The organism is Polyangium jinanense (genome assembly GCF_028435265.1).
Taxonomy (GTDB): domain Bacteria; phylum Myxococcota_A; class Polyangia; order Polyangiales; family Polyangiaceae; genus Polyangium; species Polyangium jinanense.
This window is the reverse complement of record NZ_JAGTJK010000006.1, coordinates 95,248-118,899: the sequence shown is the minus strand read 5'-3', so window position 1 is coordinate 118,899 and position 23,652 is coordinate 95,248. Positions and strand designations below refer to the sequence as shown.

Annotated in this window: 19 protein-coding genes; 12 read left to right on the top strand and 7 right to left on the bottom strand. The window is 66.2% G+C overall.

All coding sequences use genetic code 11. The features are described from left to right. Position 1: 1 nt before the first annotated feature. Positions 2-1,645: a methyl-accepting chemotaxis protein gene (locus tag KEG38_RS15460; RefSeq protein ID WP_272420220.1), complete on the top strand. Its 1,644-nt coding sequence runs from the start codon at positions 2-4 to the stop codon at positions 1,643-1,645. A 45-nt stretch (positions 1,646-1,690) separates the two neighbouring features. Next, positions 1,691-3,817 carry a hybrid sensor histidine kinase/response regulator gene (locus KEG38_RS15455; RefSeq protein WP_272420219.1) on the top strand — a complete coding sequence of 709 codons (2,127 nt, stop codon included), beginning with the start codon at positions 1,691-1,693 and terminating at the stop codon, positions 3,815-3,817. Between the two features lie 16 nt (positions 3,818-3,833). On the opposite strand, the gene KEG38_RS15450 is transcribed toward KEG38_RS15455, so the two are convergent. The 4 genes from KEG38_RS15450 to KEG38_RS15435 form a co-directional block, all read right to left on the bottom strand. Continuing rightward, positions 3,834-4,055 carry a hypothetical protein gene (locus KEG38_RS15450; protein WP_272420218.1) on the bottom strand — a complete coding sequence of 74 codons (222 nt, stop codon included), beginning with the start codon at positions 4,053-4,055 and terminating at the stop codon, positions 3,834-3,836. Positions 4,056-4,062: 7 nt separating this feature from the next. Further along, the gene (locus KEG38_RS15445; RefSeq protein ID WP_272420217.1) at positions 4,063-4,602 is read right to left on the bottom strand and encodes a hypothetical protein; all 540 of its coding nucleotides are present in this window, start codon (positions 4,600-4,602) and stop codon (positions 4,063-4,065) included. A 175-nt stretch (positions 4,603-4,777) separates the two neighbouring features. Next, a complete protein-coding gene (locus KEG38_RS15440) occupies positions 4,778-5,119 on the bottom strand; it encodes a 4Fe-4S binding protein (protein ID WP_272420216.1) in 342 nt (113 codons plus the stop codon). A gap of 67 nt (positions 5,120-5,186) precedes the next feature. After that, on the bottom strand, positions 5,187-6,137 hold the full coding sequence (locus KEG38_RS15435; protein ID WP_272420215.1) for a LysR family transcriptional regulator: 951 nt from the start codon (positions 6,135-6,137) through the stop codon (positions 5,187-5,189). Positions 6,138-6,213: 76 nt separating this feature from the next. Between KEG38_RS15435 and KEG38_RS15430 the strand changes: the two genes are divergently transcribed. From KEG38_RS15430 to KEG38_RS15385, 10 genes are all read left to right on the top strand, one after another. Beyond that, positions 6,214-6,642, top strand: a complete 429-nt coding sequence (locus tag KEG38_RS15430; protein ID WP_272420214.1) for a DoxX family protein — start codon at positions 6,214-6,216, stop codon at positions 6,640-6,642. 38 nt (positions 6,643-6,680) lie between these two features. Then, positions 6,681-7,265 (top strand): malonic semialdehyde reductase, encoded by a 585-nt coding sequence (locus KEG38_RS15425; protein WP_272420213.1) that lies wholly within the window; start codon positions 6,681-6,683, stop codon positions 7,263-7,265. Between the two features lie 179 nt (positions 7,266-7,444). Further along, entirely contained in the window at positions 7,445-8,191 is a 747-nt protein-coding gene (locus KEG38_RS15420) for a CIA30 family protein (protein ID WP_272420212.1), read from the top strand. A gap of 3 nt (positions 8,192-8,194) precedes the next feature. Beyond that, the gene (locus KEG38_RS15415) at positions 8,195-9,586 is read left to right on the top strand and encodes a DUF5010 domain-containing protein (protein WP_272420211.1); all 1,392 of its coding nucleotides are present in this window, start codon (positions 8,195-8,197) and stop codon (positions 9,584-9,586) included. Between the two features lie 419 nt (positions 9,587-10,005). Next, entirely contained in the window at positions 10,006-10,581 is a 576-nt protein-coding gene (locus KEG38_RS15410) for a hypothetical protein (protein WP_272420210.1), read from the top strand. Between the two features lie 179 nt (positions 10,582-10,760). Further along, a complete protein-coding gene (locus tag KEG38_RS15405; RefSeq protein ID WP_272420209.1) occupies positions 10,761-12,071 on the top strand; it encodes a DUF5010 domain-containing protein in 1,311 nt (436 codons plus the stop codon). Next, entirely contained in the window at positions 12,068-13,384 is a 1,317-nt protein-coding gene (locus tag KEG38_RS15400) for a CIA30 family protein (RefSeq protein ID WP_272420208.1), read from the top strand. The genes KEG38_RS15405 and KEG38_RS15400 overlap by 4 nt, the downstream gene beginning before the upstream one ends. Positions 13,385-13,392: 8 nt before the next feature. After that, entirely contained in the window at positions 13,393-15,066 is a 1,674-nt protein-coding gene (locus KEG38_RS15395; protein WP_272420207.1) for a hypothetical protein, read from the top strand. A gap of 2 nt (positions 15,067-15,068) precedes the next feature. Beyond that, positions 15,069-16,628, top strand: coding sequence for a hypothetical protein (locus tag KEG38_RS15390; protein ID WP_272420206.1), 1,560 nt, complete (start codon positions 15,069-15,071; stop codon positions 16,626-16,628). A gap of 79 nt (positions 16,629-16,707) precedes the next feature. Then, positions 16,708-18,552: a hypothetical protein gene (locus tag KEG38_RS15385; RefSeq protein ID WP_272420205.1), complete on the top strand. Its 1,845-nt coding sequence runs from the start codon at positions 16,708-16,710 to the stop codon at positions 18,550-18,552. A gap of 10 nt (positions 18,553-18,562) precedes the next feature. Here the strand turns inward: KEG38_RS15385 and KEG38_RS15380 are convergent, their stop codons facing one another. From KEG38_RS15380 to KEG38_RS15370, 3 genes are all read right to left on the bottom strand, one after another. After that, complete coding sequence (locus tag KEG38_RS15380) at positions 18,563-21,115, bottom strand: glycoside hydrolase family 31 protein (protein ID WP_272420204.1); 2,553 nt, start codon at positions 21,113-21,115, stop codon at positions 18,563-18,565. Positions 21,116-21,310: 195 nt separating this feature from the next. After that, positions 21,311-22,432 (bottom strand): ABC transporter ATP-binding protein, encoded by a 1,122-nt coding sequence (locus KEG38_RS15375; protein WP_272420203.1) that lies wholly within the window; start codon positions 22,430-22,432, stop codon positions 21,311-21,313. Between the two features lie 106 nt (positions 22,433-22,538). Beyond that, complete coding sequence (locus KEG38_RS15370; RefSeq protein WP_272420202.1) at positions 22,539-23,609, bottom strand: GntR family transcriptional regulator; 1,071 nt, start codon at positions 23,607-23,609, stop codon at positions 22,539-22,541. Positions 23,610-23,652: the final 43 nt, after the last annotated feature.

The window sequence follows — 23,652 nt, the reverse complement described above, 5'->3', positions numbered from 1 at the left end:
CATGAACTTGACGATACGCGGCAGGATGCTGGCAGGGTTTCTCGCGGTGACCATTCTCTCGGGCGTGCTCGGCATCGTGAGCGTGTACGAGGCGGGCAACCTGCGGAACGTCAGCCGGGATCTCGCGGAGAACACCGTCCCGAGCGTGGATTCGCTCGGCCTCTTGAACGCGAACACCTCGGATCTTCGCCTGCTCTACCTCAGCCACATCGACTCGACCAACGAGGGGGAGATGGGGCGCATCGAGGTCGACGTCCGGGCGATGCAGGACACCATCGACAAGAGGATCCAGGAGTACGGGCGCGACATCACCACCGACGAGGAGCGGAAGCTCCTCGACGCGTTCGTCAATGCGCATCGGGCGCACCTCGCAGAGGCCGCGCGTCTCCTCGCGAAGAGCCGTAAAAACGAGAACGAGGAGGCCCGCAAGGACTTCTTCGCCGCGGCGAAGACGCATTACGATGTCTCGAACGTCGCGCTCGACGGACTCCTCGATTACAACCGGCGCGAGGCGATGTCCGCAGCCGGTTCCGCGCAGGCCACGTACACCGAGGCGCGGAACATGTTGATCCTCGTCATCGGGTTCGTGCTCGCGGTGGCGGTCACGCTCGCCTTCTGGTTGTCGGGGACGATCGCCGCGCCCATTTCACGGCTCGTCGAGGTCTTCCGCAGGATGGCGGGGGGCGACACGGCGGGCGCCGCGGACGAGCTCAAGCTGGTCGACACCGCCACGGGCGGCGCGCAGGCGAACGACGAGGTCGGTACGCTCGTCACGGCCGCGCGCGAGATGACCGAGGGGCTGCGGACCGTGACGAAGAGCTTGCGCGAGGGCGTCGCCCGGCTCTCCTCGAACGCGACGCAGATCAGCGCGACCGCCAAGGAGTACGCCGGGACGGCGTCCGAGCAGGCCTCGGCGGTGACGGAGGTCAGCACGACCGTGGAGGAGATGAAACAGACGAGTGAGGCCGCCGCGGCGAGCGCGCGCGAGGTCGCGCAGATCTCGGACGAGGCCGCGAAGAACGGCCACCTCGGCCGCGACAGACTCTTCGAGGCGATGTCGATGATGCAGACGATCAACGAGCGCGTCGCCGGCATCGCGTCCCAGATCCTCCAGCTCTCCGAGCAGACCTCGCAGATCGCGACGATCGTCGACGCCGTGAGTGATCTGGCCGAGCAGAGCAACCTCCTCGCGGTGAACGCGAGCATCGAGGCCGCGAAGGCCGGCGAGCAGGGCCGCGGCTTCTCCGTGGTCGCATCGGAGGTGCGTAGCCTCGCCGAGCAGAGCAAGCGCGCGACGCAGCAGATCCGGGGGATCCTCGCGCAGATTCAGAAGGCGACGCAGAGCGCGGTGATGGCGACCGAGGAGGGCACGAAGCGTTGCGACGACGGGCGCCGCGCGGTCGAGGCCGTGCGTGACATCGTGGAGAACCTCGCCGTGGTGCTGAGCGACAGCGCCTCACGTGCGCGGCAGATCGCCGGCGCGTCGGCGCAACAGGCGTCCGGCGTCGCGCAGATCGCCTCGGCGCTCGGTGGCATCACGAAGGCCGCGCGGGACAACGCCACCGGCGTCCGGCAGCTCGAGGGCGCGGTCGTCGACATCGAGCGCCTCTCGCTCGACCTCAAAGCGACCAGCGATCGGTTCTAGCCGCATCCGGCGGTTGCGTAGGTCGTAGCGCGGGAGCGAGGCGGGATGAGCCAGAGCGACAACGACGACATTTGGGCGCTGTTCTGCGACGAGGCGACGGAGGCGCTGGAGGATCTCGCGCGGGTCGTCGAGCGCTTCGCGGCGTCGGAGACGCTGGGCGACGCATGGGCGCTCGAACGAGCGCTCCGGATCCTCCACAACATCAAGGGAGCGGCGCGCGTCGCGGGCAGCGAGGGCGTCGAGGTCGTCGCGCACGGCCTCGAAGAGGCGCTCGGCGCTTATCGCCGCGAGGGCGCGCCGATCGCCGACGTGATCATGCGCCTGCGCGACGGGATCGGCCTCATCTCGCGTTTCGTCGGGGGAGATGCGCCCCTCGAGGCCGCGCGTGATTTCGCGGCCTCCCTGGAGCCGGAGACGTCTGCCTCCTCCGAGCGCACGACCTCCGCGAATCCTGCCCCCGCGGGCGACACCCTGCCGGCGGCGAAGCCGGGCGCCCCGTCGAGCGTGGCGAGCGCCACCACGGTGCGCGTCGAAGCGAGTCGCCTCGACGATCTGATGCAATTCGCCGAGGAGTTCTTGGTCGCGCAGGGGCGCAGGCACGTGCGCCACGCCGAGCTCGAGCAATGCCTCCTCGAGCTCTCGCAGATCGAGCGCGCTGCCTCGGGGGAGCTGCGAGCGACCCTCGGCGAGGTCACCCGCAGGCTGGATGCCCTGGTGGAGGCGAACCGGCAGGATGTGCAGCGCTCCGGGCATCTCGTTCGCGACTGGTCGGCCGCCGTCAAGCGCGCTCGCATGCTGCCGCTCGCCGGGGCGGTGCCGCAGTGGAGGCGGACGGTGGCGGAGACCGCGCATGCCCTCGGCCGCGAGGCGCGCCTCGTCGCGGACGTGGGGGACATCGAGGTCGATCGGCAGATCCTCGACGGCCTGCGGGATCCGATGCTGCACCTCCTGCGCAACGCGGTCGATCACGGCATCGAGCCGCCCGAGGTCCGCGAGCGCCAGGGCAGACCTCGCATGGGCACGATCCGCGTGCGCGCCCGCGCGCCCGGGATGATGGTCGAGCTCGAAGTGTCCGACGACGGACGCGGCATGGATGCGACCGAGATCGGCCGCCGCGCCGTCGAACGGGGGATCTTGTCGCCGGAGCGGCTCGCGCGCATGAATGCCGTGGAGACCGCCGAAATCGTCTTTTTTGCGGGTTTTTCCACCGCGGCGTCGGTCAGCCACGTGAGCGGCCGAGGCATGGGCCTCGATATCGTCAAGCAGCGCCTCTCGGAGCTCGGGGGCCACGTCCGGATCGCCGAGCCCACGATGGGCGGGGGCACGTTCCGGATGGAGGTGCCGGCGACGGTGGTGTCGACGAAGGCGCTCCTCGTGCGCACGGCGCGCTCTGCCTACGCGCTGCCGACGGCCTACGTGGCGCGAGCGTTCCGCGTGGCCTCGTCCGAGGTGCAGGTCGTCGACGGCGTCGCGGCGGTGCCGGATGCCGAGGGCGAACCTCTGCGGCTGCGCTGGCTTTCGGCGCTCATGCAGGAGCCGCGACAAACCGATCCGGAGAAGCTCCTCGTCATTGCCCTCTCCGACGGCGCGACCCGTATCGGCGTCGTGGTGGACGAGGTCGTCGGGGAAGTGGAGTCCGTCGCCAAGGGGCTCCCGTGGAACCTCCCGCGTATTCCGGGCATTGCGGGGGCGATGATTCTGGGGAGCGGCGTCCTGGCCGTCGTCCTCGACGTGCCGCGCCTGCTCGACGTCGCGCGCGGTCGACAGGGCGAGCGCACGGAGACCGTCCACGCGGCGGAGGCGATGAAGAAGCGACGCATCCTGGTGGTCGACGATTCGCTCACGAGCCGGACGCTGGAGCGCAACATCCTGGCTGCCGCGGGGTACGACGTGGACACGGCGAACGACGGCGAGGCCGGGTGGCAAGCGCTGCAGGGGGGCACGTATGATCTCGTCGTCTCGGACGTCCAGATGCCGCGGCTCAATGGTGTCGAGCTGACGCAGCGAATTCGCGCGCATCCCAAGTTCAAGAGTTTGCCCGTGATCCTCGTGACCAGCCTGGACAGGCCGACGGACCTGGCGCAGGGGAGCGCCGCGGGGGCCGACGAGTACATCGTCAAGGGCCGCTTCGACCAGCGCAAGCTGCTCGAGGCCGTGGCGCGGCTGATATGAAGCGGCCCGCCCCCGTTCATTTCTCGACCTGACGTTCGAGGTCGTCGAGCTCCTTCTTGTAATTGTCGGTGGTGATCTCGCGGGCCGCTTTGTCCTCGTAATCAGCGGGGACGGCGATGTCTGTGTCCGCGGCGGGGCTCGCCTGGGAGGCCGCGCTCGCGGGCGCGTCGCTCGGGCTTCCCGCGCCGCCTTCGCAGCCGAGGAGGAGGCACATACCCATCCAGAGCAGATGCTTCATGAATCGCCTACTTTCGTGACTGGATGAACTTCGAATAACGCGCGTTTTCCTGTTCCAGGACCTTCTTCGCCCGCTCGGCCGTGGCCGTGTCGCCGGACTGCTCGGCGAGCTTCTGGATCCGCTCGAGCCGCGCGATACGCTCGGCGTGGTGCTTCATCTCCTGCTGGAGCGCTTCATCCATCGGCCGGCGTTTGAGCGACTCCTCCACCGCGGGCCGCTCCTTGTCGACCTGGGCTTTGCGCCGGGCGGCGCGCCCTTGGTCTTCCTCCCGTCGAGGCGCGGGCGGCGCGCCCGCATCCGGCGGCCCAGGGCGGAGCGTATCCCCGGGCTTCGCCGACGGCTCCCCGGGCTTCGTGGGCTCCCCGGGCCTGCGCGCGTTCGGATCATGGCCTTCGCCGGGTTTTCCGGCCCGCCCGCCGTGGGGCGCAGCCTCGATTCCCGGTTTGTGCGGCTGTCCTGCCGCGGGCGGAGCCGATTGCGCAAGAGCAACCCCCGGCACGATGGCCATCAACGTGGTCCACGCAAAGGCACGTCGTTTCTGCCGCATCGCCGACCTCCATCTGCATTCGCTACAATGCCCAGGCCGTGGAGGACTGCTCGAACAGGCTCCCCGACCGACGAACACAAGCATGCGCCCGTGGCATGAGCCGCGCATGAAGGCGGTCTTTGAGATTGTTAACGGGGCGCTCTGGCCCACGTTTGGCGCGAGCGGCTCGCCGGGGCTATTTGCGAACGAGCTCGATGGCCTTCTCGGGGCAGGCGACCACGCACAGCCCGCAGGCTTTGCACTGATCCGCGTTCGGCGTATAGGCGGTTTGCCTGCCGTGCGCGCGGCTCTTCAAACGCGCGAAGAACCCGAGCGCGTTGAAATCCGCATCATCCATGCGCCGCACCTCGAAGACGTCGTACGGGCAAACCTCCACGCAATCGCGTTTGCCCTCGCACCTCGCTCGATTGACGACCGGCGTATAGAGCCCAGGCTCGGCGCGGCACTCCTCGCCGGGACGATCGGGGTGCTTGGCGGCGCGGCGTGCTTTTTCCTTGTCGATGCTCTCGCGGCTCATCGCCCCCGAAGATAGGGTACGGAGGCGAGGCACGGCGTGAAGAAATGTGAAACCGCAAAGCGGCCCGTCACGCGCTTTTCCCGCCCCGCTTCTTCGCCGCCCGCTTCGGCATCGGTGCGTTCGCCCGCGCGATGAGCTCCGGCGCCCACGCCACCAATGCGTCGATGAACGCACGCACCTGCGGCGGCATGAACTCTCGCTCCGGATAAACCACCGCGATGTGCGACTCTCCCTGGAGCGCGTTCGGGAGCACGTGCACGAGAGCGCCGCTCTCGAGGTGCGGGCTCGCCAGGATCAGCGGTAAGAGCGCGATCCCGAGGCCTTCGAGCGCGGCGTCGCAGAGCAGGTAGACGTCGTTCGCGAAGAGCGCGCCCTCGATCTGGAACTTGCCGCCGGCGAACGGCCAGTGCGTCTGCGGCAGCTCCCCTCGGGCAAACCCCATGAGGCAGCGGTGGTGGCGAAGATCGCGGCGACTGCGCGGCGTGCCGTGGGCTTCGAGGTAGGCGGGCGAGGCGACCGCGAGGGTGGGCTCGCGCGCGAGCGTCCGGGCGACGAGGCCGGGTTCGAGCGCGGTGGCGGCGCGCAGCGCGACGTCGTAACCGCCGCGCTGGAGGTCGACGTGCTGGGTCGTGCTGTGGACGTGGAGACGGACCTCGGGGTAGCGCCGCGAGAAGTCACAGATCATCGCGCTGAAGCTCGTGCCGGTCATCGGCGGCACCGAGACGCGTAGCTCGCCGCGGACGGCGTCGTCGGTTTTGCGCACGCTCGCCTCGGCGTGATGGACGGCGTCGAGCACGATGCGGGCGTGTCGGTGGAGCGCCTCGCCCGCGTCGGTGAGGGCGAGGCTGCGCGTGGTGCGGCGGAGCAGGCGCACGCCGAGACGCTCCTCCAGCCGCGCGAGGCGGCGGCTGATGGTGGCGCGGGGGACGCCGAGCTCGGCGGCGGCGCGGGAGAGCGATCGGGCCTCCACGGCCTTCGAGAAGGCGAGGAGCTCGGAGGTCTCGAGGGGGTCGTCCATCTGGATCAAATCCTGTCAGGTGCTTCCAATTGTTGATGCATTGTTACAGGCGCGCGCAGTGACGACAATGCTTTTCATGAACGACAAGGCACGAACGATCGGTTACTGGGCTGCGACGGGTCTGCTTGCTTTCGCGTTCGCCGCGGGCGGCGTCGGCGATCTCTCCGGCGCCCCGCAGGTCCTCGAGGGCATGACGCACCTCGGCTATCCGGCCTACTTCGCCACCATCCTCGGCGTGTGGAAGGTGCTCGGCGCCGTCGCCCTGCTCGCCCCCCGCTTCCCCCGCCTCAAGGAGTGGGCGTACGCCGGCATCTTCTTTGATCTCACCGGCGCCGCCGCCTCCCACGCCGCCAGCGGCGATCCCGCCGGCAAGGTGATCACGCCGCTCGTCCTCGTCGCCATCGCCGCCGCCTCGTGGGCGCTGCGCCCCGAGAGCCGCAAGCTTGCGAGCGAGACGAAGCGCGAGGCCGACGCCCGCATCGGCAAGCCCGCGCTCGCGACCTGAATGGATTGCGTCCCCGAACCCCCACACCTCGAGTCTTTATGAGCGACCAACTCCTCCAGCAGATCTTCCTCGAAGCTCGTACCCACAATGGCTGGCTCGCCGAGCCCGTCGACGATGCGACCCTGCGCCACCTTTATGAGGCCCTGCGCCTCGGGCCGACCGCGGCCAATAGCGTGCCGGCGCGGATCGTCTTCGTGAAGAGCCCCGAGGCGAAGGAGCGCCTGCGCCCCTGCCTCGCCGAGGGGAACGTCGAAAAGACCATGAGCGCGCCGGTCACGGCGATCATCGCCTACGACACGCGCTTTCACGAGAAGATGCCGAAGCTTTTCCCGGCGCGCCCGACGATGGGCGAGGCCCTCGCCGCGATGCCGCCGGAGCAGCGCGACTTCCTGCTATTGCAGAACGCCTCGCTGCAGGCCGGCTATTTGATCCTGGCCGCCCGCGCGCTCGGGCTCGACTGCGGGCCGATGGCCGGCTTCGACCGGGAGAAGGTCGACGCGACGTTTTTCGCCGACCTGCCGTGGAAATCCATTCTCCTCGTCAACCTCGGCCACGGCGATCCGGAGAAGCTCTTCCCGCGCAACCCTCGCCTCGATTTCGAAGAGGCCTGCCGCATCGAGTAACCTGCAATGGTCCCCGCGGACATGGGGGATCCGCGGGGGCTACGCGCCTCGCGTCCACGGCGGCGTCGCGCAGTAAATGACCCAATTTGCCTATTATTTTCCTTGGGGCCGCTCGTGCGCGCGTGGTAGGGAGGGTGGGCGTAGACGCAAACGCCACCCAAAGCGACACGAGTCAGGGTATGAGCTCCATCCGCGCTGGTCTTGCCATTGTGCTCGTCGTGCTGGCCGCCGGCGGCCCGGCCGTCGGCTGTATCGGTCCCCAGGGTGCCGTGCAGCCGTGTCCGCCTTGTCCTTGTGAGAATTCCGCGTCGGGGGCCGGCTCCTCGGACGCGACGCCCGCCGCGGCTCGGGGCGACTTGCCGGTCCCCGATCCGGTCGTGCCCACGGGCCCCATGATCTGGGACGGCGGCGGCATCTCGAACCTGCCCACGATCGAGCCGCCGGGGAGCTGGTTCGTGTACAGCGACAAAACCGGGGGCGTGAAGAAGCCGCCTTCGGTCGAGGAGTTCACGAGCGCGATCGAGAACGGGGCGATCCACACGACGGGGAAGGGGTATACCGAATGGGGCGGCGGGATCGGCACGAACCTGTGCGGCGCGCAGATGCTCACGCCGGTGGACGGCACGAAGTACAAGGGCATCCGTTTCAAAGCGTCCGGCTCCACGCCGATGAAGTTCCTCGTGGCCACGGTGGACACGATGCCGGAGTTTGGCCGTTGCAAGAAATGTTATGACCATTTCACGGTCATCATCACCAATCTCTCGGCGGAGATGAAGACCTACGAGCTCAAGTGGAGCGACCTGAAGCAGCTCGGATGGGGTGACAAGGCCAAGCTGGATACGAAGGCGCTCGTCGGCTTGAACTGGACTTCCAAGGACGCGGTCACGTGGGACTTCACGATCGATGACGTAGCCTTCATCGAGTGAACCATGCGCTTCCGTGCCCTCGTTCGCTCGTTTGCACTCCTAACGCTCCTTTGCGGCTGCGGGCGGGGTTCGTACGATCCCACGGACGACCTCCGCCCGACCCCGCCTCCCACGGCGCTCCCGGAGAATGTCGAATTCGAGCTTCGAGCCGAGTTCGACGGCCCCTGCACGGCGCGAGCGACGATCGACGTGAACCTCGGGAACACGCCCGAAGCGTTCGTCCGGGCGGCGTATTGCCAGATTCGCGGCGCAGAGCCGAGCGCCGAACAGATCGCGACCATCTCCGACGAGCTCCGGACCCGTAACTGGGTTCGGCGGATCGACGTCGTCCGCAGCCTTTGCAACGAGGCGGGCAAGAACTGTCCGTTATCGTACTCCGATCCCTGGAAGCAGCAGGTACTGCTGACGACGCCGTGTGTGCAGAAGACACCGCGCGACGTGGGCGCCGTCTTGATGTTCTTCAGTGAATGTCCCGGCGGCGTCAATTGCGACCTCGATTGGGCCAATACCCATGCGAGCGGGATGGATTCGACCCATCGGCTCTACGCGTTCGGCGCGGCGGCGGAGGGCTACTACCATCCGGACAACGCGGGGTTCTGGAAGCGCGAGCTCTACGATGCGCGCTGGGCGGGGCTCCAGTTCTTGCTCGTGAATACGTACGGTCCGGATATCGGCAGGCTCGGGAGGTTGAGCGAGGCGCTCGCCGACATCGGCGGCATTCAGATTGCGCTCTTCGACGACACCTGGTCCTGGGGGCGGCCGCAGCAGCCGCCGCCGTGGAACGTCGCCCCCAACCTCGCCGACGCCGACGCCGCCGCGCAGGTGATCTATCAGGCGAAGTGGAAGCCGTTCTTCGAGGCGATTGCGCGCGAGCACTGGTACCTCGTCGAGGATCGCCCGTTCATCTATTTCTACAACGCGGGCACCCTGAAGCCCCTGAGCGTCGCGGCGGGCGTGGTGGCTCGGCTCAAGGAGCTCTTTGCCGCGGATTTCGGTATCGAACCGTTCGTCGCCGTGGATCGCGCGTTTTTCCTGGATCCCGGCATGCCGGCCGTCGCGGATTCGCAGTTCATCTGGGACACGTTCGGGGACGAGGACAGCCACTTCGACCTCAAAGGCGTGACGCACGATCACTTCATGGTGAAGTGGGATTCGCTGGGTCGAGATCGCCCGGGCGATCTCGCGACCCAGACCGATCGGCTCGTGAAGGGCCCGGAGCTCCTGAAAGAGGCCCTCGAGAGCTCCGCGGCGTCCGATCTGGCGGTGTTTGCCACGTGGAACGACCTCGGGGAGGGCACCGGCATCCACCGCAACTACGACTACTATCACCAGGGGCAGTGGCTCACGCCGCATGCCTTCATGAGCATTTTGCGCGCCGCGCAATGTGAGCCGTAGAAGTGGCCTCGAGCCACTTCGAGCATGGTTTCAGTTTTACCGCTGGCGCAGCCAAATTGCACCCCGAGTAAATGCTGACATTTGACCATGATTCGCATTGACGGTGCCAGCGGAGTTCGCCCAATGTGTCCACGAGCTGTTCACGACAGCGACGAACTCCCGAAACTTGCAAGGAACGGGGCGAGACCATGAAGCGTATTCCTGCGTTGCACGTGTCCATCTATACGGTCGTTTGCGCCTTGGCGTTTGCGTCGGCGTGCTCCTCGGGCACCGGTGATCCCAACGGGGGCGCCGGCGCCGCGAGCGGCAGCGGAACCGGCGGCGGCAGCAGTTCCTCGAGCAGCGCAGGCGGCAGCGGCGGCGACGGTGGTGCGGGCGGCGGCCCGTCCCCGGACAGCGTATGTTACAACAACGTTCGCGTGCTGACGGTCGACGATGCGTTCGTGGACGACTTCGAGACCGATATGGCTTTCCCCGGTTGGTACTCGTTCGCAGACACGGACGCTGCCAACTTCGACAAGATTGCCCGCGAAGGCGAGGGCGCTGTCGTGACGACCATGGCCGGCCACGTGAGCGCCACCGGCGTCAAGGCGCCGACCGATGGCGGCTTTGGCGCAGGCTTCGGTTTCGGCCTGAAAGACGCAAACGGGGCGTGTGCCGGCGTTTCAGCCTTCGAGGGTATCTCGTTCTGGGCGAAAGGCACCGCCGGCGCCGACAACGCGCTCAGGGTCCAGGCCGTGCACCCGGCGACGCAGGCCAAGGCGGACGGCGGCGATTGCGAGACGAATTGCTACAACCACCCCGGGAAGAACATCACGCTGACATCGGAGTGGAAGCAATATACCGTCAAATGGAGCGAACTCGCGGGATCCGTGCAGGTCAAGGACGTCATCCTCGGCCTGAGCTGGATCACGCCGGGCCCCGATTTCGACATTTGGATCGATGAGGTGACTCTTTTCTCGGGCACGGCGCCGACCGGTCCCATCGGCAAATGAAGCCGCGAAGCGTCGCGACCGGCCTCGGGTGGGCGGCTTTCGTGGGGCCGGTCGCGCTGATGCTCGGCCTCCTTTCGGGCTGTTTCGATCAGACGGTGAGCCACATTGACACTCCGCAGCAAGGCCCGGCGGGAACGGCAGACACGAGGCCGGTGGCCAAAGCGGCGGGAGCGCGAGTCATGGATCATGCCATCGACGAAAAGGACCTTGGACCGTTCAAGCTCAAGCCCGAGTGGAGCGGTCCGTGTCAGCGCGCGGAGGTCGTCGACGTCAATCTCGGCCACGCGCCGGAGACCTTCGTGCGCGCGGCCTATTGCCAGATCACGGGCAAAGAGCCGAGCTCGGAGGTCGTCCGTAGCTGGGCCGAGAAGCTGACGAGCCAAGCGAGGCCCCGTCGTATCGATGTCGTGCGGTCGATTTGCGAGGAGGAAAAGCGAACCTGCCAGCTCGCTTATTCCGACCCTTGGGAGAACCATCCCGAGCTCGTGGGCGCGCCGGTCAAGAAGCTGAAGCGCGACATCGGCGCCGTCTTCATGTACTTCTTCAATTGCCCGAACGAGGTCAATTGCAAGATGGACTGGGCGAACACGCACGCGCCGGGCATGGCCGAGGAGCACCCGCTGCTCGGTTTCGGCGAGAAGAAGGCCGGCTATTACGTGCCGAGCAATCCCGGCTTCTGGCGGCGCGAGCTCGTCGATGCGAAATACGCGGGCCTCGATTTCTTGCTGCTCAACACGTATGGCCCGGACATCGAAGACAAAAAACTCGAGCCGCTCGCGAAGGCCCTCGCGAGCCTCGAGGACCCGGTCAAGATCGCGTTCTTCGACGACACCTGGACCTGGGGCCAGCCCTACTTCTCCGAGGCGTGGAAGCAAAAGCCCGATCTCAACGATACGGAGACGGCGGCGAAGCGAATCTACGAGATGAAGTGGAAGCCCTTCTTCTCGCAGGTGGACAAGCGCCACTGGTATCGCTTCAAGGGCAAACCCTTCGTCTACTTCTACAACGCCGGGACGCTCCTGCCTCGTACCAAATCCGCGGCTCTCATCACGAGGCTCAAGCAGATGTTCGCCGCGGACTTCCAGGAGGAGCCGTTCGTGGACGCGGACTCCGCTTACTTCGAGGACGCGGCCATGGAGCGCGTGGCGGACGCGCGTTATCAATGGTTCACGTTCAATTCCCCGGAGCGCCGCAGCCGTTCGACGCTGAAGGGCCACATCATCGATCACGCGATGGTCAAGTGGGACGCGGTGGGACGCGATCATCCCGGAAAGCTTCCCCGCCAAACCGACCTGATCATCAAGGACGCGGTCGTTCTATCGCGCGTGCTCGAGGAGACGCGCGACTCCGAGTTGCTCGTGATCGCGACCTGGAACGACCTTGGCGAAGGTACCGGCGTCAACCGCAACTACGACTACTACTTTCATGGGCAGTGGCAACGCCCCGACTACTTCATGCAGCTCATACGGAAGTCGCAGAGCGGACGATGAAGGTCGAATACTGGCTGGCAGGAGCTCTCCTCTGCACCCAGGCCGCGTGCTCCAGTGACGGTAACGCTGGTCGCGCGTGGCTCGAAGACGGGCTCGCGGCGGCCGTGCCGTGGGCGAATGGAGCGGTACCGCTGCGAAACACCGATGGATCCCTGGTTTCGCCGTACGAACCCGTGTTTCCGCCGATCGGAGCGGGGACGCCGGATCCCGGCTCGCGCCCGGTCGATTGCAGCGGTTTGTCTGGTATCGAGCTCTCGCCATTCTGGATCGAGACATTCGAGGCCGACCCCAGCCTACCGAACTCCGTGGGTGTCGGGGAGGGGTGGTCCGCTTACGACGACGAGACCTACGGCGCCTTTCGGGTGCCGGGCGACGCGGCATGGTACCCCGGGCTTTTCGGGCGCTACAAGGAAAAATGGGGCCTCGCCGCGGATCGGATCACGAACGGACCGAGCTGTGACGGCCAGCCGAACGGCTGGGCTTTGCACTTCCGCGGCGGGCGCTTCAATTACTTCGGCGCGGGCCTCGAGCACCCGCTCGCCGCGATCGTGGCCTGTCCTTCGGGCTCCGACCTTTGTCCCCAGCCGCCTGACCCGGGCGCGACGCTCGATCCTGTGGGCCTTCCGCTCACGCGGCCCGACGGGCATGATTTCGAGCAACCGGAGCCGCACCGCTACTGGGATCTCAGCCGGTATGACGGCGTCACCTTCTGGGCACGTCGTGGTCCGGACAGCCAGCCCGGTGTCCTCGTCGCGCTTCACGACAAACACACGAGCGACGCGCTCAACCGCGAGCATCAGACATTCTGTCGTCGTATCAAGGCCTGTCGTCCCGCCTGCCAGAACGGATCGCCCTGCACGCCCGAAAACCCCGACGCGCCGGTGCCGACGCACCGCTGCTTCGATCCCGCCGTGGGCATGGCGCCGATCGCCGAGCCGGCGCTGCTCGAAGAGCTTTATCCCGTCTGTGGCCCGAGCGCGTGTCGTTCCCCGGAGTATTACTACGATCGGGACCTCGACGGCACCGAATGCAAGCCCTACGATTTCTCCGGGGCGCAAGCCGGCTATTATTGCTACGGCAGCGTGGCGCCCGCCGCGGAGCAGGAGCGTTGCGGCGACGGCTGGGTCGCGTCCATTCGACTCACCACCGATTGGCAGCTCTTCGTGATTCCTTTCAGCGAATTCCGCCAGGTCGGATTCGCCAAGCACGCGCCATTCCTGGATCTGCGCTCGATCAACATGCTCGCGCTGCAGCTCCCGGTCGGGTTCGCGGACGTGTACATCGACAACGTGACCTTCTATCGCCGCCGGTGAGGGACCCGATGAGAAGGCTTTCCGAGCTTCTGGCGCTCGTGTGGGCTCTGGGTGCCATCGTGACGGAAAGGGCGGCCTTCGCGCAGGCCCCACCGCCGAATGCGCCGCCCGCGGAGTCGCCCGCGAATCCGTCTGCGAAAGAAGAAAAACCTTCGCCGCCGCCCACGCCCCGGGCGCAGATCCCTCCGGCATTGCCGCCCAAGGGCTACATCCCGGGCTCGCGCCGTTCCATTGGGCTCGGGCTCTCCCCGTTCGCGCCGAGCGGACCGACCCTGCCCGGCGGCGCGACGATTCCTTTCAGCGTGCCGGCCGAGGAGAGCAGCGAATTCACGTTCAAGTTCAGTGGCTTCATGAGCGCTGCGCTCCGGCTCTCCATGGACGAGCGCGAACGCGCGACGCCCAGGCAATTCGAGACCACGCTGCTCGCGCCGCCGCAGACGCCCGATCTCTATGGCGCCGTGCGAGGCACGAACGCGCCGCAGGGGAGCTGGGTCGAGCTCCGATTCGATTACGGCAATGCGTACGTCAAGGCGGTGGTCAAGCTCAGCACCTGGAAGCCGTCGGCCGGAGAGACCTGGCGCGAGACCACGAGCCAGAACTTTCTGAACGAGGCCTTTCTCCTGTTCACGGCGCCCGTGACCTCGGACCTGACCCTGAACTGGACGGTGGGCGTATTCCGCAATGCATACGGCTCGCTCGGGCAATACGGGGCAGGCCAATACAACGCCGCGATCGTCGGCTCGCCGTTCGGCGTCGGCGAGACGCTCAGCGCAAAATACAAGCTCTCGAGCTCGCTCTCGCTCATCGCGGAGCACGGGCTGATGGGGCGCTTCGGCAAGGTGCCCCTCGGCGGCGGGCCGAACGTATACGACCACGACGCGAACCCCTCGCGGCCGTCGGCCCTCGTCCACCACGCCCACGTCGGCCTGGGAATCGAGGGCGACGTGCCCTTCGTGCTCGGCCTGCATTACCTCCACAACTTCGCGCAGGACGAGCGCGACCAGATCGACGACCCCAAGACCCCGTTCCTCGACGAGGGCCTGCGGCCCGACCCGAAGATGACCGTGCTCGGCGCCGATGTTCGCATGATCAACAACCACCTCGGCAATTTCGCCGTCGCGGCTTCGTACGCCGACGCGTCGTACGCGCATCTGCTCACCGGCATGAACTATTACGGCGCCGACACCGGCGAGCTCCTCACGAAGCGGCTCCTCGGTCAGCAGGGCGGAGGCACAGGCAAGCTCCTCATCGCGGGATTCGAATACAATTTCAGCTGGGCGAAGTTCCTCTGGCATCCGACGGCCTTCTGGGGAGAAGGTCCCGATCTCATCACGAGCGTGTTCGCGAACGTCGGCACCGTGATCGAGAGCCGCGACCCGAGCTTCGACGGCCGCACGCTGTACAAGCTCGGCGCGGAGGCCACGTATCGCTTTTTCTGGTGGCTCGCGATCTCCGGCCGGTACGATTACGTATCGCCGAACTCCCAGGATCGCGAGGAGAGCTTCCACGTCCTCAGCCCGAAGCTCGTCTTTCGGAGCAACTGGAACAGCCACGAGCACGTCACGCTGAGCTACACGCGCTGGTTTTACGGCGCGCATACCCACGGGGAAGCGCCGAACGATTTTACGCGCGAGGAGCTCGATAACCAGATGCTGGCCCTCACCTTCGGGATGTGGTGGTGATCATGAAGGAGCTCGTTGGTTCATGCGGACGCGGGGCGCGCGCTCTCTTCCTTTCGCTCTGCACCCTGCCTCTCGTCACGAGCGTCGCGTACGCCCAGGAGGAGAAGGAGAAGGAAAGCGTCGCTTCCGCGGACACGGGGCTCGGACTCACGCCCGGGACGCCGGTCGTCGCCACATTGCCCGGAGGAATCGGCCCGTCGTACGGAAAGAAGCCGGCGAGCGAGCAGGATTATAGCTTCGACTTTCATGGCCTCATCACGATGCCGCTGCGGCTCGGGCTGAACCAGCGCGAGGGCTTCGTGACGACCGAGCAAAAGAACCTCGTGCTCCACGCGCCGCCCGTGGTCCCCGATTACCGCGACTCGTTCGCGGGCACGAGCGTCGTGCCGCAGCCCTACGCGCAGCTCGCGTTCTCGTATGGCAATTCGATCGTGACCGGCACGGCCATCATCAAGGCGTGGACGGCCACCACCGCGGCGAGCTTTTTCGACCCCACGCTCCAGGGGGGCATCACCGACGCCTTCATCACGTTCAACCTCCCGAAGCTCGCCAAGAACACGTATCTCGCCATCAACGTAGGCGCGTTCTCGAATCGCTACGGCACGATGGGCGAATACGACGAGGGCCGCTACGGGACGGCCATCATCGGCCGTACGAATGGCGTCGGCGAGAACGTCGTCGCGCGCCTCGCGCTCGGCAACGTGGTGCTGTCCTTCGAACAAGGATTCCAGGCGCAGCTCGACAAGCCGCCGATCGGGCTCACGACGGACGGCTGGAATGGCTTCGCTGATCCGAATACCGGGACAAGCCTCGTCATGCACGAGCACCTCGGGCTCACGTACCGACGCCAGCTCACCTTGGGCCTTCATCACATGCGCGCGTGGAGCCAGGACGATCGCGCCTCGCAGGCGTTCACGCCCGACGGGACCATCACCGTGCTCGGCGCAGACATGCGCTTTTCCGCGAGCCACCTCGGCCACGTCTATGTCGGCGCTTCGTATACGGACGCCACCGACGCGCGTTCGGTCGGCCGGATCCTCTCCGTCATGAACACGCAAGGCGGGCCCGATCTGATGCGCAATTACCTCGGCCCGAACAGCGGCGGAACGGGCAAGCTCATCACGCTCGGGGCCGAGTACAGCGTGAGCCTTGCCCGCCTGCGCCTGCATCCGCGCGATTACGACGGAAAAAGTCGCGACATTATCCTCTCGGCGTTCGGAATCTACTCGCATGTGACGAGCGACGATCCGGCGTACAACGGCGACCACAAGGTCAAATTCGGCGCCGAGGGCACCTATACGCTCGCGTCGTTTTTCGCCGCGTCCCTGCGCCTCGACCATGTGAGGCCGACCAGCAACGTCGACGGGCGCGAGTTCTCGATCATCTCGCCGCGCCTGATCTTCCGGACCGACTGGCAGTCACGCAATCAGGTCGTCCTGCAGTACTCGCGCTTCGTTTACGGCTCGAACCCGCTCGTGCGGAGCGGGTATCCGGCGGTCGATGATCCCATGCTGACGCCCGACGCGGACGTGATCTCGATCTCCGGGAGTATGTGGTGGTAACGAACGCGCGGATCACGAACGCAGAGCTCTCCTCCAGTAAACGCCGAATTCCGTTTTAACTTCAGCAAGGTGGGGTGCCATGAAAACACGTGCGCTTTCGTCGTCGACCTTCGGATTCATCGTGGCGGTGGGCATGGGATTCCTCGCCAACGTCGCTTGCTCGGCCGACCCGGATCCCCCCGCCGGGAATGGCGAGACCACGGGGAGCGGCGGGACCGGCGGCGGCGCCGGCGGGACCGGCGGCGAGGCTGGTTCCGCCGGCGCCGGAGGCCAAAGCGTAGGCTCGGGCGGCGCGGGAGGACAGCCCCCGGGACCGTCGGGCGGCGGCGCGGCGGCGCCGTTCGTCGAATACGAGGCCGAGGTCATGGAGACGAACGGCGTCGTGCTCGAGCCGACCCGCGCTTTCACGCAGGTCGCCTCCGAAGCGTCGGGCAGGCAGGCCGTGCGGCTTTCCAAGGTCGGCGACTACGTGCGCTTCAAGAATCAGAGCGCATCGAATTCGATCGTCGTTCGGTACTCCATTCCGGACGGCGGCAGTGATCTCTGGACGACGCTCAGCGTGTACGTGAACGACGAATTCCGTCACAAGCTGGCCGTGACCTCGCGGTATTCCTGGACGTACGGCGACCACAACCATTTCAACCAGCCCGACCAGAACGACCCGGCCCTCGGCGTGCCGCATCACTTCTTCGACGAGTCGCGCGCGCTCCTCTCCGACATCCCTGCGGGCGCGACCGTCATGCTCCGAAAGGACGCCTCGGACGCGGCCGCCGAGTACGTGATCGATCTGGTCGACATGGAAGCGGTCGCGCCTCCGCTCCCGAAGCCCCAAGGGTTTCTTTCTCTGATCGACGATTGCGGGGCCACGCCGAACGACGGAAGCGACGACTCCGCGGCCCTGCAGCATTGCATCGATCGCGTGCAGGGCGAGGGGCATCCTGGGCTCTACCTGCCACCGGGCGAGTTCAGGAGCCTCAGCAAGCCGCTCAGCCTATCGAACATCACGGTCCGCGGAGCCGGCATGTGGCATACGACCATTTCCGGCTATTTCGCGCGCTTCGACTGCTGGGGCAACAACTGCAAATATCACGACTTCTCTGTGTTTGGCGATACGATCCTGCGCAAGGACGACTCGCCGGAGAATGCGTTCGGCGGCAACGGCAGCTCGGGCGCGTTGCTCGAGAACATCTGGATTGAACACGTCAAGGTCGGTTACTGGACGGGCGCCGACACGAATGGGCTCGTGGTCCGCAATTGCCGCATGCGCAATCTGTTCGCCGACGCGGTGAACTTCTACGGCGGAACGAGCAATTCCGTCGTCGAGTACACGCATGCGCGGAACACGGGCGACGACGCCTTCGCGTCGTGGTCACCCGCCGACAGGGCACTCAACCGCAAGAACGTCTTCCGGAAAAACCTCGTGCAGGTTCCGTGGATGGCGAACTGCTTCGGGATCTACGGAGGGGAGGACATCAGCGTCGAGGACAACGTGTGCGCCGATGTCGTGCAATATCCCGGCATCCTGATCGCGCGGCAGTTCAACTCGCATCCCTTCAGCGGAATGACACGGATCGAGCGCAACTCGCTGATTCGCGCCGGCGGCTCCGCGTACAACGAGGAGCACGGCGCCTTCAAGCTCCACGCCGCCCAGGGGGTGCTCCAGCACGTGACTGTGAACGATCTCGAAATCATTGAGCCGACCCATTCGGGGATCCACGTCGAGGGTCCGGCGGCGATGGACAGCATCTGGTTCAACAAGGTCGACATCAAGAAGCCACGAACCGCCGCGTTCCATCTGAGCCCCGGCTCGAACGGAGCGATGGACGCGGCCTACGTCGTGGCGACCGAAGCCCCGGTCGGCGTCAACGATCAATCGCAGGGCCAGTTCAAGATCCTGCCCGGCGCCGGAAACGCGGGCTGGTAGCGCTGCCGCCTCAGAGCGCCTCGCGCAAAGCCTTCCGCTCTCCGCCTTTCGCCGCGACGCTGCGCGCGTCGTCGAGCGCGAGCTCGAGCGTGAAGTTCTCGGCTCGATTCTCGAATTCCACGATACCGTCCTCGACGCGCAGCGTTCGGCCATCGAGGGTGATCTCCCTGCCGCGGAAGCCGTGGAACACGAGGCGCAGCGCGCGCCGGCGAAACTCGGCAAAGCCGCCTCCCTTCACCACCGCCGAGATCGAGACCGCCGCGCCGCGCCGCGTGAGGCGGAATGCCGTCCGATGGTAGGCGCCGCGTGAGAATGCCAGGGTGAGCCCGTCGTCTTCGTGCAGCTCCGAGGAAAACTCGCCGTCCTCGTCCGGAAGGAAGACGTGAAGCACGAGGAGCTCCGGCGCGTGACCCATCGTCGATTCCGGCGCCGACGCGTAGGTCGGGATGATGTATCCGCCGCGGGCAAACAGCGGAATTCGATCGAGCGGCGCCTTCGCGGTAATGAACCGTCCACCCGTATGACGCTCGCCCGTGTGCCAATCCACCCAGGTCCCCTCGGGGAGATAAACGCTGCGCTCCGTGCGGCCCGGCTCGCAGACGGGGGCGACCAGCAGCGCTTCCCCGAGCAGATACGCGTCCTCCGTCTCGCGTGCACGTCGATCCTGCTGGAAATCGTAGACGAGCGGTCGCGCAATGGGATCGCCCGACTCACTCGCCTGGAAGAAGGCGGTGTAGAGATAGGGAAGCAAGCGGTAACGAAGCTGGATCGCATTGCGGCATATCTCTTCCACCTCGGGACCGAACGACCAGGGATACTGATCGGGCTCGCCCCAGTGGTTGTGATAGCGGCAGAACGGCGTGAGCGCCCCGCACTGGACCCAGCGCGCGGCGAGATCCGGGCTCGGCGTCGAGACGAACCCCGGGATGTCGGCGCCGATGAAGGGTTGTCCGGAGATCCCCATCGCGAGCGCCATCGGGACGCTCATCTGGAGGTGCTCCCAGTTCGAGCAGTTGTCGCCGAGCCACTGCGCTGCATAACGCTGGATGCCTGCAAATCCCGCGCGGCTGAGGACGAACGTGCGGTGGTCGGGCCGCGCCTCGGCGAGGCCCTCGGACGTGGCCTTGGCCATCAGGAGCGCGAACTGGTTGTGATAACGCTCGTGCGGGTGATCCTCCCCGTCGCGATCGAATCGCATCGCGAACGGCTCGATGTCGCCCGTCGCGGGTTCGTTCATGTCGTTCCAGATCCCCGCGACGCCGGAGGCGGCGTGCCGAGCAATGAGCGAGGCCCACCAGGCGCGGGCCTCGGGCTTGACGAAATCCGGAAACGCCGAGCGTCCCGGCCAAACCTTTCCGATGTAAAGGTTCCCGGACTCCGTCTTGCAGAGAAGGTTCCGGGCGCGGCCCTCGTCGAACACCGGGTAGCCCGGCTCGACCTTCACGCCCGGGTCCACGATCGTGACCAGACGGAACCGGCTCTCCGTGAGCGCGTCGATGAAGCGAGGCGCGTCGGGGTATCGGGTTGGATGCCACGTGAACACGCGGTAGCCATCCATGTAGCCGATGTCGAGCCAGAGCACGTCGCACGGGATGCTGCGCTCCCGGTATTGCTTGCCGATGGCGAAGAGCTCCTCGTCGGTATAGTGGTGATAACGGCACTGATGATGGCCGAGCGACCAGAGCGGCGGCGGCGCCATCCGTCCCGTGACGAACGTGTACGCACGAAGCGCCCCGCGCAGATCCGGACCGGCGAACACGTATTCGGTGTACTGACCGCTGGCGAATGCATAACGGTAGCAATTGTCCGCGGAGAACTCGAAATTGCCCTTGTAGCCGTTGTCGATGAAGAATCCCGCGATGGCCGTCGCGCCGTCCGTGGCTCGGCAATGGTAAAAGAGCGGGATCGAGGTGTAGTAGGGATCGAACTCCGTGCTCCGACCCGTGAGCGTGTGGTCGGCCTCGTGCAAGTGGTTCAGGCGAAGCACGTTCGGATGCAGGATGTCCGTGTTCCAGAGCGCGAAGTTTCGGCCGCGTCGATCGAATGCCCCGGTTTTTTCGCCGAGTCCGTACATCGAATCGCCAGGGGCCATGCGCCGCGTCACGACGAACGCATCGTTGAGCTGCAGATACCCGCGTGGGTTGCCCTCCTCGTCGCGGTCATCCTCGAAGATCACCGAGCCGTCCTCGCGATAAGCGTCCATCGCAAAGGGATGCTTCGAGATGCGGAGACGGAGGCGCGCCGTCTCGACGACGACCTCGTCGGGTGTGTCTCGAACCTCGAACGGAGGCGGCGCTGGCATTTCGAAGCACGTCGCGAACGTCGGGCTCTCGTCGAAAGAACCTGCCTGCGAGATTTTCAGGCGCAGCACGTCCGGGAAGAGCACGTCGACCCGCACTTTCTCCTCGCCGACGCCGAGGAGGAGGCCGCGCTCTGTCTGCTCGATCCAGTCGACGTCGCCCAGCGGGGCGTAGTCGGTGCAGTCGATCGTCGTTCGCACCATCGTGCTCCTCTGTTCGCTCGATGGCTTCGAGGCCGCGCCTCGGTCGAGCGAAGTCTTCATGTTTTATTGCTCGACATGAAGCACGTCAAGACTGCTTCATGATTAAACATCATCGTTTACCGAGCGCCCTCGGCCGAGGTCGAGCCCGCGGAGATCGAGCGGTCGAGCCTCGCGTGTAGCCGCGAAATCGCGCAAATGCACGTGAATGCGCGTGTGCGCATCGCGAAATGAGTGCGTCTGTGTTTTTTTTGTTTTCTATCGGCGCTTCGTCGCGATCCGCTCGCCGACAGCGCCGGGTGCAAAGAAATGCACGCGCTCCGTGTCGATGTAGACCGGCAACGTCTCGCCCGCGCGAATGCCTGCGTGCGCGTCGACGTGCGCGACCGTGTGCGGATGCCGTTCCGTCGCGAGGACCACGTCCATCTTGTCCCCCAGCGGCTGAATCAGCGTGACGCGCATCGGAAGCGAATGGTCCGCGGTCGCAAAGCGCGCGCTCGCCTGGTCCGACATCGCCTCGGGCCGCACGCCCATCACGACGACCGACCCCGCGCGCGGCGCGAGCTCGGCGCGCGCCCATTCCGGCACTGGAATCTTCGCCGTCCCCTCGTCGAAGAGCAAGCGGTCACCCTCGCTCGAAAGCCGCCCTTCGAAGAAGTTCATCGGAGGACTACCGAGAAAGCCGGCGACGAAGCGATTTTTCGGGTGATGATAGATCTCGAGCGCGCCGTCGCACTGCTGGATGACCCCGTCCTTCATCACCACCACGCGATCCCCGAGCGTCATCGCTTCTTCCTGATCGTGGGTCACGTAGACGGTGGTCGCGTGGAGGCTCATGTGGAGCTGCTTGATCTCCGCGCGCATCTGCACGCGAAGCTTCGCGTCCAGGTTGGAGAGCGGTTCGTCGAAGAGGAAACACTTCGGCTCGCGCACGATGGCGCGTCCCAGCGCGACCCGCTGCCGCTGCCCGCCGGAGAGTGCCTTGGGCTTGCGATCGAGCAACCCTTCAATGCCGAGGATCCTAGCCGCACGCATGGCCTTCTCGTGGATCACGGTCGCGCCCTGGCCTCGCAGCTTGAGCGCGAAAACCATGTTCTCGTACACCGTCATGTGCGGGTAGAGCGCGTAATTCTGGAACACCATCGCGATGTCGCGATCCTTCGGAGGCACGTCGTTCACGACACGGTCGCCGATCCGGATGGTGCCGGACGTGAGCTCCTCGAGCCCGGCGATCATTCGCAGCGTGGTCGATTTGCCGCAGCCGGAGGGCCCCACCAGCACGACAAACTCGCGATCCGCAATGTCGAGGTTGAAGCCGTCGACGACCTTGACGCCCCCCTCGTACACCTTCACGACGTCCTTCAGAGTCACGCTGGCCATGATCGCTTCGCTCCCACTCCTCGTGGTGTCCCTTGGCGCACGAAAGCGTTGCTCGCGATGCGACGCGAGCGCGCTTCGACATGGAACCGCCTGCAAAAGACGTTTTTCAGGGATGGACGGTTTTCTCTTCCACGGTCGCGTCGGTCGCCGTGGAGAGAGGGCGCGTCAGCTCGCCCAGAAAACGAGCGGGAACGAGGCGCGAGGGACACGGAGCCCCCGCGCGGTGCGCGTCGATGAGATCCTTGCCCGCGCAAAGGACCTCCCGGACGTCGAAGCCAATGTGCTCCACGCCCTCCGCCATGCCGAGCGGCCTCGGCCAGTTGCAATGGGCAAGCACGTAGACATCCTCGCCGGCCTTCACCTTCGCGCGCTCGAGCCCCGCGAGCAGCGGCGGGACCAGGTTGTCGTCCATCACGAAGATCGCGTCCGGGCGGCTGCGGCGGTCGAACATCAGCTCGGTGAGCCGCTCGCATCCAATCGGCGCTGCGTGCACCGTGAACACGCGGTCGGGATGCTGGCCGTACCCCTCGAGGCACTCCTGGGCAGCGGCGAGCTTCGACGCATGAGGTGACATGACCGCGATGCGCCGCCCTTTCTCGAGCAGGCGCGCCGACGCACGGTCGATCAGCCCCGCAAAATCGAGCGCGACCAGGTTCGCGTGAGGCAATGGCGCCCCGATCGCGACGCGCGGCAGCCCGGGCTTCTGCAGCACAGGGAGCAGATAGATCATCGCGGAGTTGACGAGCAAGAGGCCCGCCGCCGATCCGCGCCCCTCGAAGTCGCAGAGCTGCCGGTACTCGGGGTTGTTGGCGCGGCCGTCCACGCCCACGAGCGCGCTCACCTGGCCGGTGATTCCAGTCTCGCCCCGCTCGATGACCTCGTGGGTGATCGCCAGAAAAAGCGACCACTCGTTCGAGCCCGGCTGCTCGCTCGTGACCCAGACGTAGCGATCGTGATGCGGGAATCGCTGCGTCACGAAGACCTTGCGCTGGCCCTTGACCGTGAGGAGACCTTCCTCCCGGAGTGTATCGAGCACACGCACGACGGTCGGACGCGTGACGCCGAACTGCTCCATCAAAGCGTCGTAGGTCGGCAGCCGCGAGCCGGGCGCGTACCGCCCTGCCAGGATCTGCTCTTTGAGCAATCGCGCGATGGCTTCGACTTTTCGCGATGGCATGGTCCGACGCGGAGACTATCACGGCGGATATCCTGCGGGGCAA

Excerpts from the sequence above, each read along its gene's own strand:
- KEG38_RS15460 (WP_272420220.1), top strand. The coding sequence starts at position 2 with ATGAACTTGACGATACGCGGCAGGATGCTGGCAGGGTTTCTCGCGGTG.
- KEG38_RS15455 (WP_272420219.1), top strand. The coding sequence starts at position 1,691 with ATGAGCCAGAGCGACAACGACGACATTTGGGCGCTGTTCTGCGACGAG.
- KEG38_RS15450 (WP_272420218.1), bottom strand. The coding sequence starts at position 4,055 with ATGAAGCATCTGCTCTGGATGGGTATGTGCCTCCTCCTCGGCTGCGAA.
- KEG38_RS15445 (WP_272420217.1), bottom strand. The coding sequence starts at position 4,602 with ATGCGGCAGAAACGACGTGCCTTTGCGTGGACCACGTTGATGGCCATC.
- KEG38_RS15440 (WP_272420216.1), bottom strand. The coding sequence starts at position 5,119 with ATGAGCCGCGAGAGCATCGACAAGGAAAAAGCACGCCGCGCCGCCAAG.
- KEG38_RS15435 (WP_272420215.1), bottom strand. The coding sequence starts at position 6,137 with ATGGACGACCCCCTCGAGACCTCCGAGCTCCTCGCCTTCTCGAAGGCC.
- KEG38_RS15430 (WP_272420214.1), top strand. The coding sequence starts at position 6,214 with ATGAACGACAAGGCACGAACGATCGGTTACTGGGCTGCGACGGGTCTG.
- KEG38_RS15425 (WP_272420213.1), top strand. The coding sequence starts at position 6,681 with ATGAGCGACCAACTCCTCCAGCAGATCTTCCTCGAAGCTCGTACCCAC.
- KEG38_RS15420 (WP_272420212.1), top strand. The coding sequence starts at position 7,445 with ATGAGCTCCATCCGCGCTGGTCTTGCCATTGTGCTCGTCGTGCTGGCC.
- KEG38_RS15415 (WP_272420211.1), top strand. The coding sequence starts at position 8,195 with ATGCGCTTCCGTGCCCTCGTTCGCTCGTTTGCACTCCTAACGCTCCTT.
- KEG38_RS15405 (WP_272420209.1), top strand. The coding sequence starts at position 10,761 with ATGGATCATGCCATCGACGAAAAGGACCTTGGACCGTTCAAGCTCAAG.
- KEG38_RS15400 (WP_272420208.1), top strand. The coding sequence starts at position 12,068 with ATGAAGGTCGAATACTGGCTGGCAGGAGCTCTCCTCTGCACCCAGGCC.
- KEG38_RS15395 (WP_272420207.1), top strand. The coding sequence starts at position 13,393 with ATGAGAAGGCTTTCCGAGCTTCTGGCGCTCGTGTGGGCTCTGGGTGCC.
- KEG38_RS15390 (WP_272420206.1), top strand. The coding sequence starts at position 15,069 with ATGAAGGAGCTCGTTGGTTCATGCGGACGCGGGGCGCGCGCTCTCTTC.
- KEG38_RS15385 (WP_272420205.1), top strand. The coding sequence starts at position 16,708 with ATGAAAACACGTGCGCTTTCGTCGTCGACCTTCGGATTCATCGTGGCG.
- KEG38_RS15380 (WP_272420204.1), bottom strand. The coding sequence starts at position 21,115 with ATGAAGACTTCGCTCGACCGAGGCGCGGCCTCGAAGCCATCGAGCGAA.
- KEG38_RS15375 (WP_272420203.1), bottom strand. The coding sequence starts at position 22,432 with ATGGCCAGCGTGACTCTGAAGGACGTCGTGAAGGTGTACGAGGGGGGC.
- KEG38_RS15370 (WP_272420202.1), bottom strand. The coding sequence starts at position 23,609 with ATGCCATCGCGAAAAGTCGAAGCCATCGCGCGATTGCTCAAAGAGCAG.